11 protein-coding genes are annotated in these 15,779 nt (G+C 51.3%); 2 read left to right on the top strand and 9 right to left on the bottom strand.

What is annotated here, in order from left to right; translation table 11 throughout:
• Positions 1-80 precede the first annotated feature (80 nt).
• On the top strand, positions 81-536 hold the full coding sequence (locus ACEN86_RS06925; protein WP_495633581.1) for an SRPBCC domain-containing protein: 456 nt from the start codon (positions 81-83) through the stop codon (positions 534-536).
• 158 nt (positions 537-694) lie between these two features.
• Here the strand turns inward: ACEN86_RS06925 and xylB are convergent, their stop codons facing one another.
• Together xylB and xylA are read right to left on the bottom strand one after the other, a co-directional pair.
• Positions 695-2,191 carry a xylulokinase gene (xylB, locus tag ACEN86_RS06920; protein ID WP_495633580.1) on the bottom strand — a complete coding sequence of 499 codons (1,497 nt, stop codon included), beginning with the start codon at positions 2,189-2,191 and terminating at the stop codon, positions 695-697.
• Between the two features lie 63 nt (positions 2,192-2,254).
• A complete protein-coding gene (gene xylA / locus ACEN86_RS06915; RefSeq protein ID WP_495633579.1) occupies positions 2,255-3,571 on the bottom strand; it encodes a xylose isomerase in 1,317 nt (438 codons plus the stop codon).
• Positions 3,572-3,741: 170 nt separating this feature from the next.
• On the opposite strand from xylA, the gene ACEN86_RS06910 reads away from it, so the two are divergent.
• The gene (locus ACEN86_RS06910; protein ID WP_495633578.1) at positions 3,742-4,959 is read left to right on the top strand and encodes an ROK family protein; all 1,218 of its coding nucleotides are present in this window, start codon (positions 3,742-3,744) and stop codon (positions 4,957-4,959) included.
• Positions 4,960-4,982: 23 nt separating this feature from the next.
• Here the strand turns inward: ACEN86_RS06910 and ACEN86_RS06905 are convergent, their stop codons facing one another.
• From ACEN86_RS06905 to ACEN86_RS06875, 7 genes are all read right to left on the bottom strand, one after another.
• Positions 4,983-5,873, bottom strand: a complete 891-nt coding sequence (locus tag ACEN86_RS06905; RefSeq protein ID WP_495633577.1) for a DMT family transporter — start codon at positions 5,871-5,873, stop codon at positions 4,983-4,985.
• A gap of 88 nt (positions 5,874-5,961) precedes the next feature.
• Complete coding sequence (locus tag ACEN86_RS06900) at positions 5,962-7,455, bottom strand: hypothetical protein (RefSeq protein ID WP_495633576.1); 1,494 nt, start codon at positions 7,453-7,455, stop codon at positions 5,962-5,964.
• A gap of 223 nt (positions 7,456-7,678) precedes the next feature.
• Positions 7,679-8,134, bottom strand: a complete 456-nt coding sequence (locus ACEN86_RS06895; RefSeq protein ID WP_495633575.1) for a DinB family protein — start codon at positions 8,132-8,134, stop codon at positions 7,679-7,681.
• A 245-nt stretch (positions 8,135-8,379) separates the two neighbouring features.
• A complete protein-coding gene (locus ACEN86_RS06890; protein WP_495633574.1) occupies positions 8,380-11,535 on the bottom strand; it encodes an alpha-mannosidase in 3,156 nt (1,051 codons plus the stop codon).
• Positions 11,535-13,838 carry a glycoside hydrolase family 3 N-terminal domain-containing protein gene (locus ACEN86_RS06885; RefSeq protein ID WP_495633573.1) on the bottom strand — a complete coding sequence of 768 codons (2,304 nt, stop codon included), beginning with the start codon at positions 13,836-13,838 and terminating at the stop codon, positions 11,535-11,537. The genes ACEN86_RS06890 and ACEN86_RS06885 overlap by 1 nt, the downstream gene beginning before the upstream one ends.
• Positions 13,839-13,876: 38 nt before the next feature.
• Positions 13,877-14,797 (bottom strand): carbohydrate ABC transporter permease, encoded by a 921-nt coding sequence (locus ACEN86_RS06880; RefSeq protein WP_495633572.1) that lies wholly within the window; start codon positions 14,795-14,797, stop codon positions 13,877-13,879.
• A gap of 27 nt (positions 14,798-14,824) precedes the next feature.
• Positions 14,825-15,754 (bottom strand): ABC transporter permease, encoded by a 930-nt coding sequence (locus ACEN86_RS06875; protein WP_495633571.1) that lies wholly within the window; start codon positions 15,752-15,754, stop codon positions 14,825-14,827.
• Between the last annotated feature and the right edge of the window lie 25 nt (positions 15,755-15,779).

The raw sequence follows: 15,779 nt of genomic DNA, 5'->3' as shown, positions 1-15,779 counted from the left end.
GCAGTAATCCCCCTGTATACTAGGCGAAGATACGTAGTGTATGTATCTAATTCTCATTGCGAAAAATGGAGGTAGTTGACATGCAGGAGTTGAAATACGAGTTTTATATCGGGGGTTCTCCGGAAAAGGTATGGGAGGCTTTGGTAGCCCCCCACCAGGTGCAGCAAATTTACTATGGCAGTGTAATTCACTCTACCTTCAAGGAAGGGGATCTTCTGGAGTATATTGGCCCAGGACAAGAAGGAGAGAATACGGTTCACGTATTCGGCAGAATCCTGGAGTTCACGCCGCAGAAGGCCTTCCGGTTCACACACAAGGTGGGACCTTCTTATCTTAAGGAACCGAATGCGGAGAACCATGAATCACGCATCTCCTGGCTGCTTGAACCTGCTGGGGGTACGACCAAGTTGACTTTAATTCATGATGAATGGCACCCAGATGATCCTTCATACCAAGGAAGTCAAAATGCCTGGCCCATGATTCTCAGCAATATTAAGACCCTTGTGGAGACTGGGCAGACCCTTAGCTTAGGATAACAATGCTTTGATAAGAAGGCGGCACCCAGTTAAATCGTTCAATAAGCTCAGCATGCAAAAGGGTCCACATCGCCATAATAATGGCTTCGTGGACCCTGATTTATGATATGGCTCTATTAAGGATAGGATTAGGATTGGATATATTCCTGGAATAATCTCTATGCCCGGTAGGCTTCCAGGCTCTTGTTCAGCTGCTTCGTATCAGCATAGACGCGCTGATAAATCTCGAACAGGTCTGCATAGACCTGAACACGCTCCGCATCCGGCTTATAGGTTCTGGAATGCCGGATACAAGCCGCAGCGCAGTCTTCAAGTGATTCGTACCACTTCAGACCGAACGCAGCCAGCATAGCTGCGCCGAGAGCAGGCCCCTGCTCACTTTCAAGGCGTACAATCTCCGTACCGAAGACATCCGCTTGGATTTGCAGCCAGGTCTCATTCCTTGCTCCGCCGCCAATCGAGACAATGGACCCAATCTGCTGACCTGAATCCCTGAGAATGCGAATGGATTCGGCCAGCGAGTATGTGATGCCCTCCACTACCGCCCTCACAAAGTGATCCCGGCTGTGTCCGGCATCCATCCCTATAAAGCTTCCGCGGATCCCGGCATCGGCATGAGGCGTCCGCTCACCTGACAGATAGGGCGTGAACATGAGCCCGCCTGCGCCAGCGGGTATTTGGTCCAGGTTACGAAGCAGCTCATCAAAGGACAGACTTTCTGCGAACGTATCCTTGAACCAGGTCAAGCTGTTGCCTGCGGCAAGCGTCACACCCATGGCGTAGAAGGCACCAGGCTTTCCATGATTGAAGAAATGCAGCCGGCCCTGATAATCGGCAGCTGGATTCTCCTCATAGGAGAGAATTACACCTGACGTTCCAATGCTGCAGAGTGTCTCACCTGGACGCAGTATGCCTGCCCCGATAGCTCCGCACGCATTATCAGCCCCTCCGGCAAATACTTGAACATCTTCACCAAGCCCCGTGATGCCAGTCATCTCCGGAAGGAGTGTTCCCACCATCGCGTCTGAGCCTGTAAGCTCAGGACACATCTGCTCCGGAATGTCGAACGCCTCCAGAATCTCCTTACTCCAGTGTATGGAAGACACATCCAGCATGAGTGTGCCTGCCGCATCCGAATATTCCATAGAGATTCTTCCGGTTAGCCGGTACCTAAGATAATCTTTGGGGAGCAGGAAGACCGCAGTCTGGCTGTAGATTTCCGGCTCATGCTCCCTTACCCACAGCAGCTTGGGCAGCGTGAACCCTTCAAGGGCTGGATTCTTCGCATATTTGAGAAGGTTCTCCCCCAGCTTCTGCTCAATGTCACGGCACTGCTTCGTCGTCCGGGTGTCATTCCATAGAATGGCATGCCGGAGCACATGATGCTCCTGATCCAGCAGGACCAGTCCATGCATCTGTCCCGAGAAGCTGATTCCCTCAATATCTTCACGCGGCACCTTTGTCTCGGAGACGAGTCGGTTAAGCGCCTTGGCTGTCTGAGTTACCCACAGCTCGGGATCCTGCTCGCTATAGCCCGACTTCAGATGAATCAAGGGATAGGGCTCCGAGGCTTCGCCTCGGATGCTGCCCTCCTGGTCTACCAGCAGAGCCTTGACGGAGCTGGTGCCCAGATCAATTCCGATTACATATTTCATAGACTACTCTCCTTATCGCAGACGGGGGTGTATACCCAACAGATCTGATCGATTACAGATCATTTACAGATCGCCCAGGATATATTGGTTGAATACAGAGCGAATTAGTTCCAGACGTCCTGATTTGTTGTTAACAGGATTGTTCTGAAGTGCATAGGCCTCCAGGGATTGGAGCGTTGCCTTACCGGATACGATTTCTTGTCCAATGCCTTCTTTAAAAGTAGCATATCGCTCTTCAATCACATTCTCAAACACACGATCCTCGATCATTTTTGCTGCCACTTTAAGGCCTTTGGCATACGCGTCCATACCGGCAATGTGAGCGTAGAACAAATCTTCCGGTTCAAAGGAACCGCGGCGAACCTTCGCATCAAAGTTCACGCCACCGCGGCCGATCCCACCGTTCTTCAGGACTTCATACATCGTCAGTGTCGTCGTATAGAGATCCTGCGGGAATTCATCGGTATCCCAGCCCAGCAGCATATCTCCCTGGTTCGCATCCAGCGAACCCAGCACGCCATTGATTCGGGCAACGCGAAGCTCGTGCTCGAAGGTGTGACCGGCAAGCGTCGCATGGTTAGCTTCCAAATTCAGCTTGAAGTGATCCTTAAGACCATATCTGTGCAGGAAAGCAAGTGTAGTAGCAGCATCGAAATCATATTGGTGCTTGGTCGGCTCTTTCGGTTTGGGCTCTATCAGGAACTGGGCGTCAAAGCCAATCTCCTTGGCATAATCAATCGCCATTTGATAGAGACGGGCAAGATTATCAAGTTCAAACTCCATATCCGTATTGAGTAGAGTCTCATAACCCTCACGGCCGCCCCAGAACACATAGTTCTCGGCGCCAAGCTCCTTGCCGACTTCAAGGCCTTTCTTCACTTGGGCTGCCGCATAGGCATAGACCTCTGCATTGCTTGTTGTACCCGCACCATGTGTGAAGCGGGGATTCGTGAACATATTCGCGGTATTCCACAGCAGCTTGGTGCCGCTGGTCTTCATGTATTCTTTTATCATATCTACAATGACATCCAGGTTCTTGTTCGTCTCCTGAAGAGTCTCACCCTCTGGGGCAATATCCCGGTCGTGGAAGCAGAAGAAAGGCGCATTCAGCTTGCTGTAAAATTCAAAAGAGGCCTCAACACGAGCTTTGGCCAAATCCAGACCGGTATACTTATTCCAGCCGCGTACCGCAGTACCCACGCCGAATGGGTCCGTACCATCTGCTGTGAAAGTGTGCCAATAGGCAACTGCGAAGCGAAGGTGTTCTTCCATCGTCTTGCCGCCAACCTTTTCCTGTGCATTGTAGTACTTGAAAGCAAGTGGATTAGTGGATGATTCGCCTTCGTAAGCGATTTCATTAACATTTGAAAAATAACTCATGTAAATGCCCTCCCAGACAGTAGGATAGTTGTTCTGCCCCTATCTTACACCGCAACACTTAGTTTGTCTATTGCATAAACTAAGTTGTTGATTATTTTTTATTTACGTTCTACACTTAACAAAGTGAATGAATTAACGTGACTTCTACTTTTAAATATTGAGGTGCAATTATGCGGCAGCTTACGGGCGACCAGTTCCTGGTCAAACAGATTAACAGCTCTATCGTACTTGATCTAATACGAACTCATTCCCCCATCTCGCGCGCAGCCGTATCCGTTAAATCCGGGCTGAACAAAGGCACGGTCTCCAATCTGGTCAACCAGCTTATCGAGAACGGATTAGTTGAAGAAATGGGAATAGGCAAGTCAAGCGGCGGAAGAAAGCCCGTCATGCTGAGCTTCAATCAGCGCGCCGGGTATGCCATTGGGGTGGATCTACGAATTGATATGGCTTCTGCCGTGCTTACCGATCTTCAAGGGAGCATTGTTCATCAGGTTGAGTCGATACTTGAATCGATTGAACCGAAGTCGGTCTATACCTCCCTTTCCAGAATGATTCTAGAATTAATCGCATCAGCGCCTGAAAGTCATTATGGGGTTGTGGGCATTGGGGTTGGGGTTCCCGGTATCGTTGATGACAGCGGCAATGTGTTATTTGCCCCCAATCTGCACTGGAATAACGTGACTCTAGGAGATCAGCTTAGAGCGGAGTTCCAGATCCCTGTTGTGATTGATAACGAGGCTAACGCGGGTGCACAGGGTGAAAAGGCATTTGGAGCGGGGACAGATCGTGACCATTTAATCTATCTTAGCGTCAGCCATGGCATCGGCACGGGGATCGTGATTAATAAAGATATTTATAAAGGTGCTTCCGGGTACTCTGGAGAAGCTGGACATACGACCATTGAAGCGGACGGCAAGCAGTGCAGCTGCGGTAATTATGGGTGCTGGGAGCTGTATGCATCCGAGCGCGCACTTCTTGAAGAAGCGCGTCAATCCGATAGCCTCAAAGCATCAGCCCAGGCCCACCTTCTTGATGGTGATGATCTAAGACTGGAGCACTTGGTACAGCTTGCGGAAAGCGGAAATGAAGAAGCACGTCTACTCTTGAAGAACAATGGCCGATTTCTTGGAATAGGGATAGCCAACATTATTAATATATTTAATCCTGAGCTGATCATTATCGGGAACCGGATTGCCTTGGCTGAAGCATGGATAGCGGACGAAATCCGGGAGACTGTAGCAAGACGTGCACTGCCTTATCATAAAGATAAAGTGCAAATTGAATTCTCCCATCTGAATATGGGAGCGACCGTGATTGGGGCTGCCTCACTCGCATTAACTCAATTTTTCGATAAGATGCGTGTTTCTGTTGAGAGATCAAGCTAAGGAGTATGCCTCCGGGCAGCTCCTCAGTCCCTGTCGGCCTCCCGGCCGTAACGGATGAACACCCATACCCCCGCAATAATGAACACCCCGGACACCAGCTGCAGCCCAGTCAGTCTCTCATTCAGCAGCTGCCAGGCCAGAATGGAAGCAACTACTGGTTCACCCAGCACAGCCATGGAGACGGCAGAAGCGTTCATGTACCTCAGCAGCCAATTAAATAAATAATGGCCAAACAAGGTTGGGATCAAGGCTAGCAGCAGGAACAATTCCCACTCTCTCTCCGAATAACCTCCGAATGGAATATGATTGAACAGATTATAGACAGCCAGAAATGCACCTGCAAAAGCAAATACGCCGAAATTATAGACATAGGCACTTGTTCTCTCCCGCATCCTCTTACCGATCAGAAGATGAGCAGACACCGCAATTACACTTAGGAAGGACAGGATATCCCCCATTAGAGCAGAGCCGGATAAAGTGAAATCCCCCAGGCTGATCGCCAGCGACCCGGCAAGAGCCACGCCCATGCCAATTCCCATTGCCCAATTTGCGCGCAGCCGGAACAAGAAGAAAGAGCCGAGCATAACGATAATCGGCTCTAAGGTCAGTATGACTGTTGAACTGGCCACTGTCGTATATCGAAGCGAGGCCATCCACAGGAGAAAATGCAGTCCCAGCGCTGTTCCCGATACGAACAGCAGTCCAAGCTGCCTTAGGGTCAGCTTGGAGATTTCAAGTCTGTATTTCCATAATAATGGAATTAACAAAAGGTCTGTGATGAACAGACGGTACATGGCAATAACAGATACTTCAGCCTGCGACCATTTTACGAAAATGGCCGCAAACGAAATAGCGACTATCCCCAGAATATACAGGATTTCAATGGAGAATCCGGTTTTGGATGTAGGTTTCAAGTTATGCTGGTTCTCCTTTCCTGGAAGGCCAGGGCTATTTGGATAGAAATCAAGACACCGTGATACCTTTCTTCCTCAGTGCATGACATTAATTCGGTACATATGGCCGGACTACAAGGAGTGTGGCGGTAGCCTTATATCCTTGGTATTCTGCGGTAATTTGAGTAAGGCCCGGTGAAATGCCCGTTATATTCCCATCCTTATCGACGGAGGCAATTTCGGGGCGCTCTATAGATAATTTCGATTCTGCCGTCACAGGGATGATGCTTCCGTCTGGTTTCCTGAACAGGGCGATCAAGTCAATAGTATGGTTGACGGTTAAGGAATACTCATCCGAGTCAAGCTTGTATACCCCACCCGTCTCTCCGGGTACTTCGTCAGGTGTTACCGACTTGAATCGGGTAAGCTTCAACTGTTCCGCATTCTCAGTCTTGCCCAATAAGGCGAGACCTCCATCAGGCAGATAGGCTCGGATTACGCCGGTAGAAGCAGATTCCGGAATCTCTTGATGCGTTGTGGTAGTTACATTTCCATTCAAATTGACCTTCACGGTAACAAGATCACTACGATCTCTAGTGCTGCCGAGGACTAAATAGCCATTATCCACAGGCTTCAGATAGTCATAACTTGTACCGGACAGCTCCGGCGAGGAATCTGTGAGCCTCTTGCTCCATAGAGTCTGCCCTTCACTACCAACCTTCCACAGGCCTTCGGCATTCAGCATCGTATACCCGTCGCCTTCTGGCGCAGATTCGACCTGCTTATAACTTAATCTTCCCCAGTCCGCTGTTTCTTTAGTTCGTTTGAATACCACCTTACCTGTGGCGTCATATTTCACTAGCAGCGGATAGCTCAGGGATGCATTTATACTTTGGGTATCCCCGATGGCCCAATATCCGCCGTCTGATGCCGGAATGGCATCCCGAAACGCTTGTCCATCAGCGAAGCTTTGGGTGGAATTCTGAAAGGAGTGCTCCCATTCTTTCTGTCCATCTCGATCTGTCTTAAGAATATAAGCTGGAGCCGTATCTGACCTGTTATAAGTCGAAGAGGTCACAATGAAACCGCCATCCGCGGTTTCCCTTACGCTGTTGACCGGGTTATCGACAGCTATGGCGTATAATCGGCCCCATTCCTTCGTGCCTAAAGGGGAAAGCTTGAGAAGGTAAGCACGGTAGACGGGCCTCCCATCACTGTTATCCTTAACAGCTGCCCCAATAATATAACCGCCATCACTGGTCTGTGCAATCGTATAACCATGAAGCGCATCTGTGTCGTATTGTTGATCAAAAAATTCCTTGCTCCACTCCGCAGCTCCATTCTTATCAGTCTTGATCACATTCAGCTTCGTAATATAGTCCGCTCGTCCGGTCTTGTCAGCCAGGATTACCATCCCCCCATCTCTCGTTGGTTCCGCATCGCGGGGCTCATTGAAATTCTGGGGATCTCCATATAACCCCGTCCACTCTTTCTCAAGTACGGGGGTACTTGCTGCGTTACCTGTGACGGGTTCGCTCAGCGTCAGACCCAATCCAAGACAGACGACTAAGAACATTCTCACATAATTTCGGACAGCTGGCATGAGATTGCATCACTCCTTTATATGAATAAAGAACTGATCTCATTGTGCAGGATCGTTGTCCGCGTTCAACAGGTACGCCAAGCTCAATCTGTCTATGAGGTTTGATGCATTTCACAGCCCTGTCAGTTTCAAGCCAATTAACGGCCCCGGACATATGACCTAAGCAGCTAACCATCTTTGCAATTATGCGAATTACTAAATTTTGTTCCGGATGAGAGCATTTTCACTCTTCTGCCTGCCCCAAACCTCTTCTGATAAAATTAGCCGAGATAGGCGCAAGCCCCAGCTCTCTGGACCAAATGGACAGCTGGCCGATGTGATGAATTTCATGGGCGATGACATGACGGATCACCTCTCCATAGGTAAACGAGTCCAGCTTACGTCTCTCCTCATCCTCCGACCAATGTTCAATGTAATCTTTAATCTCCAGTCTGCATTTGTCAGACAACTCCCTTACCGACTCAAGGGTAGGATAGTCCTCATTATAGTAATGGAATTCAGGTGCTCCCATCAGGCCCCTGATCCAGGCCTGCTCGACATCTACAATGTGCAGCAGGGTACGAAGAATACTGCCCACGCCACCGGTCCGTTCACGAACAAGCTCCTCTGCGGCAACTTGTCCGCACCAATCGAACCATTCATCCCTTACCTGCCAATTATACCTAAAAAACAGCTTCACCCTGATCACTCCCACTGTTAATGAATTAAATTTCTAATAAAATTGAACTGGAATGTGCATGCATCAATCCGGCTAACCCACGTACCAGATCGCGTTAGCCTATTTTATCTACCAATTTAAAATTCGACGACTCAGGTTATATTCCTTTGTATGTCTCTACTTGGTCCAGGTGAAGATTAACAATACAAAAAGACACCCAATACGGGTGTCTCCCTGTAATGATATAGATGTTGAGCGAATGATGATTATTGAATAAGAATCGTGACGATTTCATAGGGAGCAAAGGATAGCTCGATCTGCCCCTTTTCCGGAATTAATTCATCCCCTGGATCTTCGAGCGCGTTGGTAAGAAATACGGATTGGTACGCATAGGGCCAGTTCAGCCTTACCTTCTCACGGCCACCGGAAGACTCATACAATCTGAGAATGGTCCCCTGTCCGTCCTCCGCAGGCTTCACCGTATCGAGAACGACATGCCTGTTCTCTAGTCCGATGAGAGAACCAGCGGCTGGAAGCGTACCCGCATGGCTGATTGTCTGCTGTACCGGCACTTCATGATTCAGCTCAGCAGCCCGTCTTAGCGTATGCGCAGCCCGCCAGTCACCTTCATGCGGATACAGGGAATAGGTGAATTCATGCTCCCCCAGATCGGCCTCCGCATCCGGCCACTTCGGTGCGCGCAGCAGAGACAATCGAATCGTGGATCCCTGGATGTCATAGCCGTACTTGCAGTCATTCAAGAGACTTACGCCGTACCCATGCTCAGAGACATCCGCGAACCGGTGGCCGCATACCTCATATTGGGCCTGCTCCCAGCTGGTGTTCCGGTGTGTGGGGCGCTCTAAGGCGCCGAAAGGAATTTCGTACGTTGCTGTATCCGTAACCACATCAACTGGAAAACCTACCTTAAGCAGTTTATGCGCTTCATTCCAGCTTACCTGGGTCCTGAAGTCAATTCGGCGATCATGATGATAGAAGATGAGGTCCTGTCTGATCTCTGACTGATGAATCCGCCAGCGGAACCTCAGCACATCTCTAACATGGCCAGGGTGCACAGTTGGAGGCTCCAGGAGCCGCGCCTCACCCGCCACCTGCTCTTCATAACGGTCATCAAGATCCCAGGCATCCCACAGAGTGGGACGATCATGGAAGAAATGGAACCGGTTCGCACACTCCCCCTGCTTCACAAGCTCGCGCCCTGCGGCCTTATCATACAAGCTTACGATCTCGCCCCGTTCATTGAAATGAACCTTGTAAAATCCAGTCTCCCAGGCGTGATTCCATTCACCGGGGCTCCTTGCATCCGAGGCTTCTCCCGGGCCGGATCTCAGCCAAATGGTCGTATAACCCAGAGCCGGAATTTCCGGTATAAGAATCGATACCCCGTCTTCTTCCCTGTCTATTTGAAGCGTCCTGCCTTCCGAATCCCAGACACTTAGGGCCTGAGATTGCTCTGCCCCGGTTCTAATGTGAATCACCGCACTTCGGCTCCAGCCCAGACTGTTGAACAGGACATACGGGGTTCCTTCGCTATATTCATCCGTCTTAATCTGATCGGCAAGAATCTCAAGACTACGTCTTAGACTCATATTCCCATTCTTAAAGATCTGCGTATATTCCTTGTCCGAGGTTACATAGGCTTCCGTAATAGCGGACCCTGGAATAATATCATGGAACTGATTGAGCAGTATCAGCTTCCAGCCTTCATGCAGGGCTGAACGGATTTCAGCCTCATTAGTCTTGTCCATGGGTTTGCTCGCGGATTTATCCGAGGATTTGTCCACTGCTTTGTCCATGGCTTTGCCTGCGGCTGGCAGTGCCAGCGTATTCCACAGCTCCGCTTCACGGTACAGCACCTCCGCTTTGCGGTTCTTCAGCTTATTGCGCGCGTGGGTGGTGTATGTGCCCCGATGAAGCTCCAGGTATAAATCGCCATGCCACTTGGGCAGCTTCGGCTGTGCCTTACTGATTCCGGCGAAGAATTCGGAGGCCGTGCTGTATCTGCTGGCGGGCTGTCCTACCATAAGATCGGCACGGTCGATATATTCCAGCATTTCCCGGGTAACTCCGCCGCCTCCGTCCCCATGTCCATAGAGGAGCATCTGCTCAGGATGTGCTGCCTTCTGACGATAAGACTGCCAGTGCTCCTGAATATCCTTAGGGTGCGTATGCTCATTAACCCCGTGATTCAAATAGGATAATATGGAAGTGCCATCAATGCCGATCCAGTGGAACAAATCATGGGGAAATACATTCGTGTCATTCCAGCCCAGCTTGGTCGTCATGAAATACTCCACTCCGCCGTGCTTCAGAATCTGCGGAAGTGAAGCGCAGTAGCCGAACGTATCCGGCAGCCACTCAATACGGGAGGTTCTGCCGAACTCCTCGCGGTAGAACCGCTGGCCGTATAACATCTGCCGCATCAGGGATTCGCCGCTTGGGATATTCAGATCCGGCTCCACCCACATCCCGCCAACCAGCTCCCAGCGCCCTTCGGCAACTCTTGCCTTGACCCGCCCATACAGTTCAGGATCGTGCTGCTTCAAGAAGGCGAATAGAAGCGGCTGGCTCTGAGCGTATCGATAATCCGAATATTCCTCCATCAGCCGGTCTACAGTAGAGAAGGTTCTGCTCGTCTTCCGAACCGTCTCGCGGACAGGCCACAGCCAGGCGATATCAATATGCGACTGGCCAACCATATGCTCCAGCCCCTCAGTATTGCCCCCAACCTCTCTCACCCCGCGCTTCAAGGCCTCTTCGATCGTAGCCATGGCTTTCCCCTGATGAACATCCCCAGGTTCCAGATTCATGAATTGATCCATTGCACGATACAGTAATTCAACGAGACGGGTACGCCTGAAATCTCCTTCCGGCAGGAGAGTCGCCGTATCCCTGACCACCGTGACGGTATATAGAAGGCTGCGCACCTGATGATTGGGGCGTACCATTAGACTAGTCACCGAGGTAATCGGCGGCTGAATGACAGCCTGACGATTCAGCGGATCCACCGGCTCGGGAACAGGATCGAACAGCTCGATCTCAAGCTCCGGAGCAGTTCCCACTGCGGCCGGATCCAGCGTTACATACGTATGATTGCGGTCCAGCCCCTGATAAGACCTGCCATTCACCCGCAGCAGTCCCTCTCCGCCGGATTCGAACACTAGGCCGAAGGGGGCTGCCATCCAGTGTGCGGGAATATGCAGCCTCGTCTTGAAGAAATAGGTAGTACCCTGCTTGCTTGGAAAAGGCTGCAGCTGCTGTCCTTCCGGATATGAAGCCGCATTCTCATACACACCAGGCTCTTTATAGTACGAGCGGGTTATATCCCAGCTGCGAATGTCTTGAACTTCCAGCCACTGGGACTCCGACAATTCGCGAATAAATCTTCTAATGCGCTCCATCACTTACTCTCCTCCAGAATCAGATCCGTGAACTTGATATCCTCCGAGTGCCTGCCTACTCCGATCCGGAACAGGCCAGGCTCTGCGACCGGCTTCAAATCTCTGCCGATATACTGGAGCTGCTCGGCTCCTATGTTGAAAGACACCGTCTTGGTCTCGCCCGCCTCTAGTGCAATCTTGGCAAAGCCCTTTAATTCCTTCGCTGGCCGTGTCACCGTGCTTACGGCATCCGTAATATACAGCTGAACCACCTCAGAGCCGGCGCAGCTGCCCGTATTTGTAACCTCTACACTGGCGGTTACGGACTCCCCGGCTGTGATTCGTGCAGCACTCAGCTTCAGAGCGTCGTATGTGAAGGTCGTATAACTCAATCCGTAACCAAAGGGATAACGGGCCTTCGAATCCTCTTCCAGATACCGCTTCCCGCGCGTGCGCTTGCCATTATAGTAGACCGGAAGCTGCCCGGCATGCTTCGGTACCGAGATGGTCAGGCGACCGGAAGGGTTAACATCCCCGAACAGGATGTCCGCAAGCGCGTGTCCGCCTTCCTGCCCCGGATACCAAGCCTCGAGGATAGCATCCGCATGCTCATCCACCCAAGGCTCTACAATCGGCCGGCCATTGATATAGACGACAATCAGCCGTCTGCCAAGCTTCTGAATCTCCTTGAGCAATTCAAGCTGTACTCCTGAGAGTCCAAGGGTCATCCGGTCGATCCCTTCCCCGCAGTCCATATCGCTCCAAGCGTTCCCGGATACCTTGGACGCCCCGGTCTTCAGGTCAATTGTGCCCTCACCAAAGTCTCTGGCGCTCGACCCACCGACCACCATAATAACGGTATCGGCCTGAGCGGCACAGTTCAGGGCATGCTCGAAGCCTTCCTTGGCATCGCCTCGGATCCGGCATCCCGGAGCATAGAGCACGCGGTCCTGCTCAGCGTTCAGCTTGCTGCGAATGCCCTGCAGCACGGTGATGACCTTGGCTCTCTCCTGCGGAGACGTATAATCACCAAGCTGGTTATAGCCTTGATCCGCATTCGGCCCAATGACCGCAATACCTCCCGCTTCCTTGGACAGCGGAAGTGCTCCTGCTTCGTTCTTCAGCAGGATGACCCCTTCTGCAGCCAGCTGGCGGGCCAGCTTCACATGCTCGGGGCTTCCGATCACCTTCTCCGCCCGCTCCGGATCTACATAGGGATTCTCGAACAGTCCGAGCTTGAACTTCAGGGTAAGCACCCGGCGGACCGCGAGATCCAGCACGTCCATCTCAAGATGGCCTTGGTGAACGGCATCGGCCAGATGACTGCCGAACATCTCGCCGGACATCTCCATATCAATCCCAGCACGTATTGCTTGAGCCGCTGCATCAAGACCATCTTCAGCCACGTCATGTCCACTTGCGAGCATATCGATCGCACCGCAGTCGGTAATGACCAGACCGTCAAATCCCCAATTCTGACGAAGAATCCCGTTCAGCAGCTCTGTATTTACGGTACAGGGGACTCCGTCAATCTCGTTATAAGCCGGCATGATGGAAGCAGCGCCGGCCTCTACGCCTTTCCTGAACGGATATAGATCCACCTCCAGCAGCTCTCGCCAGCCCATATGTACAGGACCTGCATTTCGGCCGCCCTCCGAGCTGCCATAACCTGCAAAATGCTTAAGTGTGGCAGCCACACTGTCCTCACACTCCAGTCCCTCACCCTGAAGCCCCTGCACCGAAGCAGCGGCATACTCGCCGATCAGGAAGGGATCCTCTCCGAAGCACTCCTCCGTCCTTCCCCAGCGCGGATCCCGGACCACATCCAGCACGGGCGAGTACGTAACAGCGCCTCCCTGCGCCCGGGTTTCTCTTGCAACTGCCCGGCACATTTCCCGGTACAAATCCACATTCCAGGTACTGCCTACGGATAAGGGAACCGGGAACACCGTGCCATCGATCGCCATATGTCCATGCGAGCATTCCTCGCCAATCAGAATGGGAATCCCCAGACGGGACTCCTCCACGGCAAAGCGCTGGATAAGGTTGACAGCCTCTGCCCCCTCTCTGGCAGACAGTCCATTGTCCAGCGTGACCCCGGTCCAGGGGTCAGCCCGAAGAACTCCGTACAGCGAACCGATTCCACCCTGCTGAACCTGCTGCTTGAACGACTCGTTCAGCGTGATCTTCCCATCTCTATTCTCATAGGTGTGCCAGCCGAAAGGCTGAAGCAGCTGGCCTACCTTTTCTTCCGTTGTCATTAGTCCGAGCAGATGCTCTACCCGCTCTGTAATCGGATATTTCTTATCTTGGTAAGTCAACATCTCCTGGAGTCCTCCCACGCGATAGAATGATGTTCTCTTTATTCCTTGACCGCCCCTACGGTGAGGCCCTGTACGAAGTAACGCTGGAAGAACGGATAAGCAAATACAATCGGAAGTGTAGCTAGAACTACCATTGCCATCCGGGATGTATCCTGCGGAATCGACTGCAGCGCAGCCATACTAAGCGAGCTGTTGGCTGAGTTCTGCTGAATGAACTGGATGCTGGATTCAATCCGCATCAACATGGACTGCAGCGGTACAAGATTGGGATTCTCAATATAGAGAAGCGCATTGAACCAATCATTCCAGTACCCCAAAGTACTGAACAGGCCGATCGTTGCGAGGCCCGGGAGAGACAGAGGTAGCACAATTTTGAGAAAAATGTAGAAGTCGCCTGCACCGTCGATTTTGCCTGACTCGATGATGGCATCCGGTACACTGGTGCTGTAGAACGTGCGCAGAATCATGATATAGAAGGCATTCATAGCCAGCGGAAGAATCATGGCCCAGATCGTATCCTTCATGCTGAGCAGCTGGGTTACAACCATATAGGTCGGTATCATACCGCCGTTGAACAGCATGGTCAGAATGGCGAAGATGGAGAAGAATCTGCGGTAACGGAAGCTTTTTCTCGAGATGGCATAGGCATAGAGCGAGATCAGGATCAGACTGATCAGCGTCCCCAGAACAGTTACAAGAATGGTCACTCCATAGGAACGCAGCAGCGTATCCCCGGTCTGGAAGATGAACCGGTAGGCTTCAAGACTCCACTTGGCCGGAATCAGCCGGTATCCATCGCGGGCAAGCGTCTTCTCATCGGTTAGGGAGATGATGACCACGAACAGAAATGGGAATACACACAGGAAAGCGAATACAGCCGCTATCAAATTCAGAACCCAGTTCCAGCCGCGAGAGATATGGTGGAAATCACGTTTTTTTCTAAATACTATGTCAGCCATGGTTCGGCACTCCTTTCGTAACGCGTTCTAGAATAATGCACTGTCTTTATCCATCTTGCGGACAATATAATTCGATACGATAACTAGAACAAATCCGACAACGGACTGATACAGACCGGCCGCGGTGCTCATTCCGATCTCCCCGGTAGTCTTTAGGCCACGATATACGTAAGTATCAATGACATTCGTTACCGAATAGAGCGTACCTGAGTCTCTAGGCACCTGATAGAACAAGCCGAAATCGGCATAAAAGATACGGCCGACGGCCAGGAGCGTCATGATGATAATAATGGGCGACAGCATCGGTATGGTGATCCTGCGAATCTGCTGCCACTTGCTTGCACCATCGATCATGGCCGCTTCGTACAGCGACTTATCGATTCCCATGATGGAAGCCAGATACACGACACTGCTGTAGCCGATCGCCTTCCATAGGTTAACGATAACCAGAATGTAGGGCCAGTACTTGGATTCCGAGTACCACTGGATTGGATCCATACCGAACCACCCCAGAATCTGGTTCAGCATCCCGCGATCCAGGCTCAAGAAGCTGAAAGCGAAGTAGCCTACAATAACCCAGGAGAGGAAATACGGCAGGAACATACCGGTTTGATAGATTTTGGCCAGCCGCTTGTTAACCAGCTCCGAGAGAAGAATCGCCATCGCTACAGAGAGAACAAGCCCTAGAAGGATAAAAGCTATATTGTACATAAGCGTATTCCGTGTAATTACATAAGCATCATCCGTGCTGAACAGAAATTTGAAATTATCCCAGCCCACCCAATCACTCTTGGCAAGACTGGCCCAGAAGCCTTCCCGGCTGAACCGGTACTGCTTGAAGGCAGCAATCGTACCGACCAGCGGCAGATAGGAGAAGAAGAAGAACCAGATGGCGCCTGGCAGCACCATGAAGAGCATGACTTTGTTTTTGGCCAGATTTCTGAAGAACTGAACCATAGGTTATCCCTCCTTTGAAGTTATA

The organism is Paenibacillus sp. Paensp111, from assembly GCF_059492195.1.
The sequence above is the reverse complement of the archived record's forward strand: the minus strand, read 5'-3'. Positions and strand labels throughout refer to the sequence as shown.

Excerpts from the sequence above, each read along its gene's own strand:
- xylA (WP_495633579.1), bottom strand. The coding sequence starts at position 3,571 with ATGAGTTATTTTTCAAATGTTAATGAAATCGCTTACGAAGGCGAATCA.
- ACEN86_RS06925 (WP_495633581.1), top strand. The coding sequence starts at position 81 with ATGCAGGAGTTGAAATACGAGTTTTATATCGGGGGTTCTCCGGAAAAG.
- ACEN86_RS06880 (WP_495633572.1), bottom strand. The coding sequence starts at position 14,797 with ATGGCTGACATAGTATTTAGAAAAAAACGTGATTTCCACCATATCTCT.
- ACEN86_RS06875 (WP_495633571.1), bottom strand. The coding sequence starts at position 15,754 with ATGGTTCAGTTCTTCAGAAATCTGGCCAAAAACAAAGTCATGCTCTTC.
- ACEN86_RS06910 (WP_495633578.1), top strand. The coding sequence starts at position 3,742 with ATGCGGCAGCTTACGGGCGACCAGTTCCTGGTCAAACAGATTAACAGC.
- ACEN86_RS06890 (WP_495633574.1), bottom strand. The coding sequence starts at position 11,535 with ATGGAGCGCATTAGAAGATTTATTCGCGAATTGTCGGAGTCCCAGTGG.
- ACEN86_RS06885 (WP_495633573.1), bottom strand. The coding sequence starts at position 13,838 with ATGTTGACTTACCAAGATAAGAAATATCCGATTACAGAGCGGGTAGAG.
- xylB (WP_495633580.1), bottom strand. The coding sequence starts at position 2,191 with ATGAAATATGTAATCGGAATTGATCTGGGCACCAGCTCCGTCAAGGCT.
- ACEN86_RS06900 (WP_495633576.1), bottom strand. The coding sequence starts at position 7,455 with ATGCCAGCTGTCCGAAATTATGTGAGAATGTTCTTAGTCGTCTGTCTT.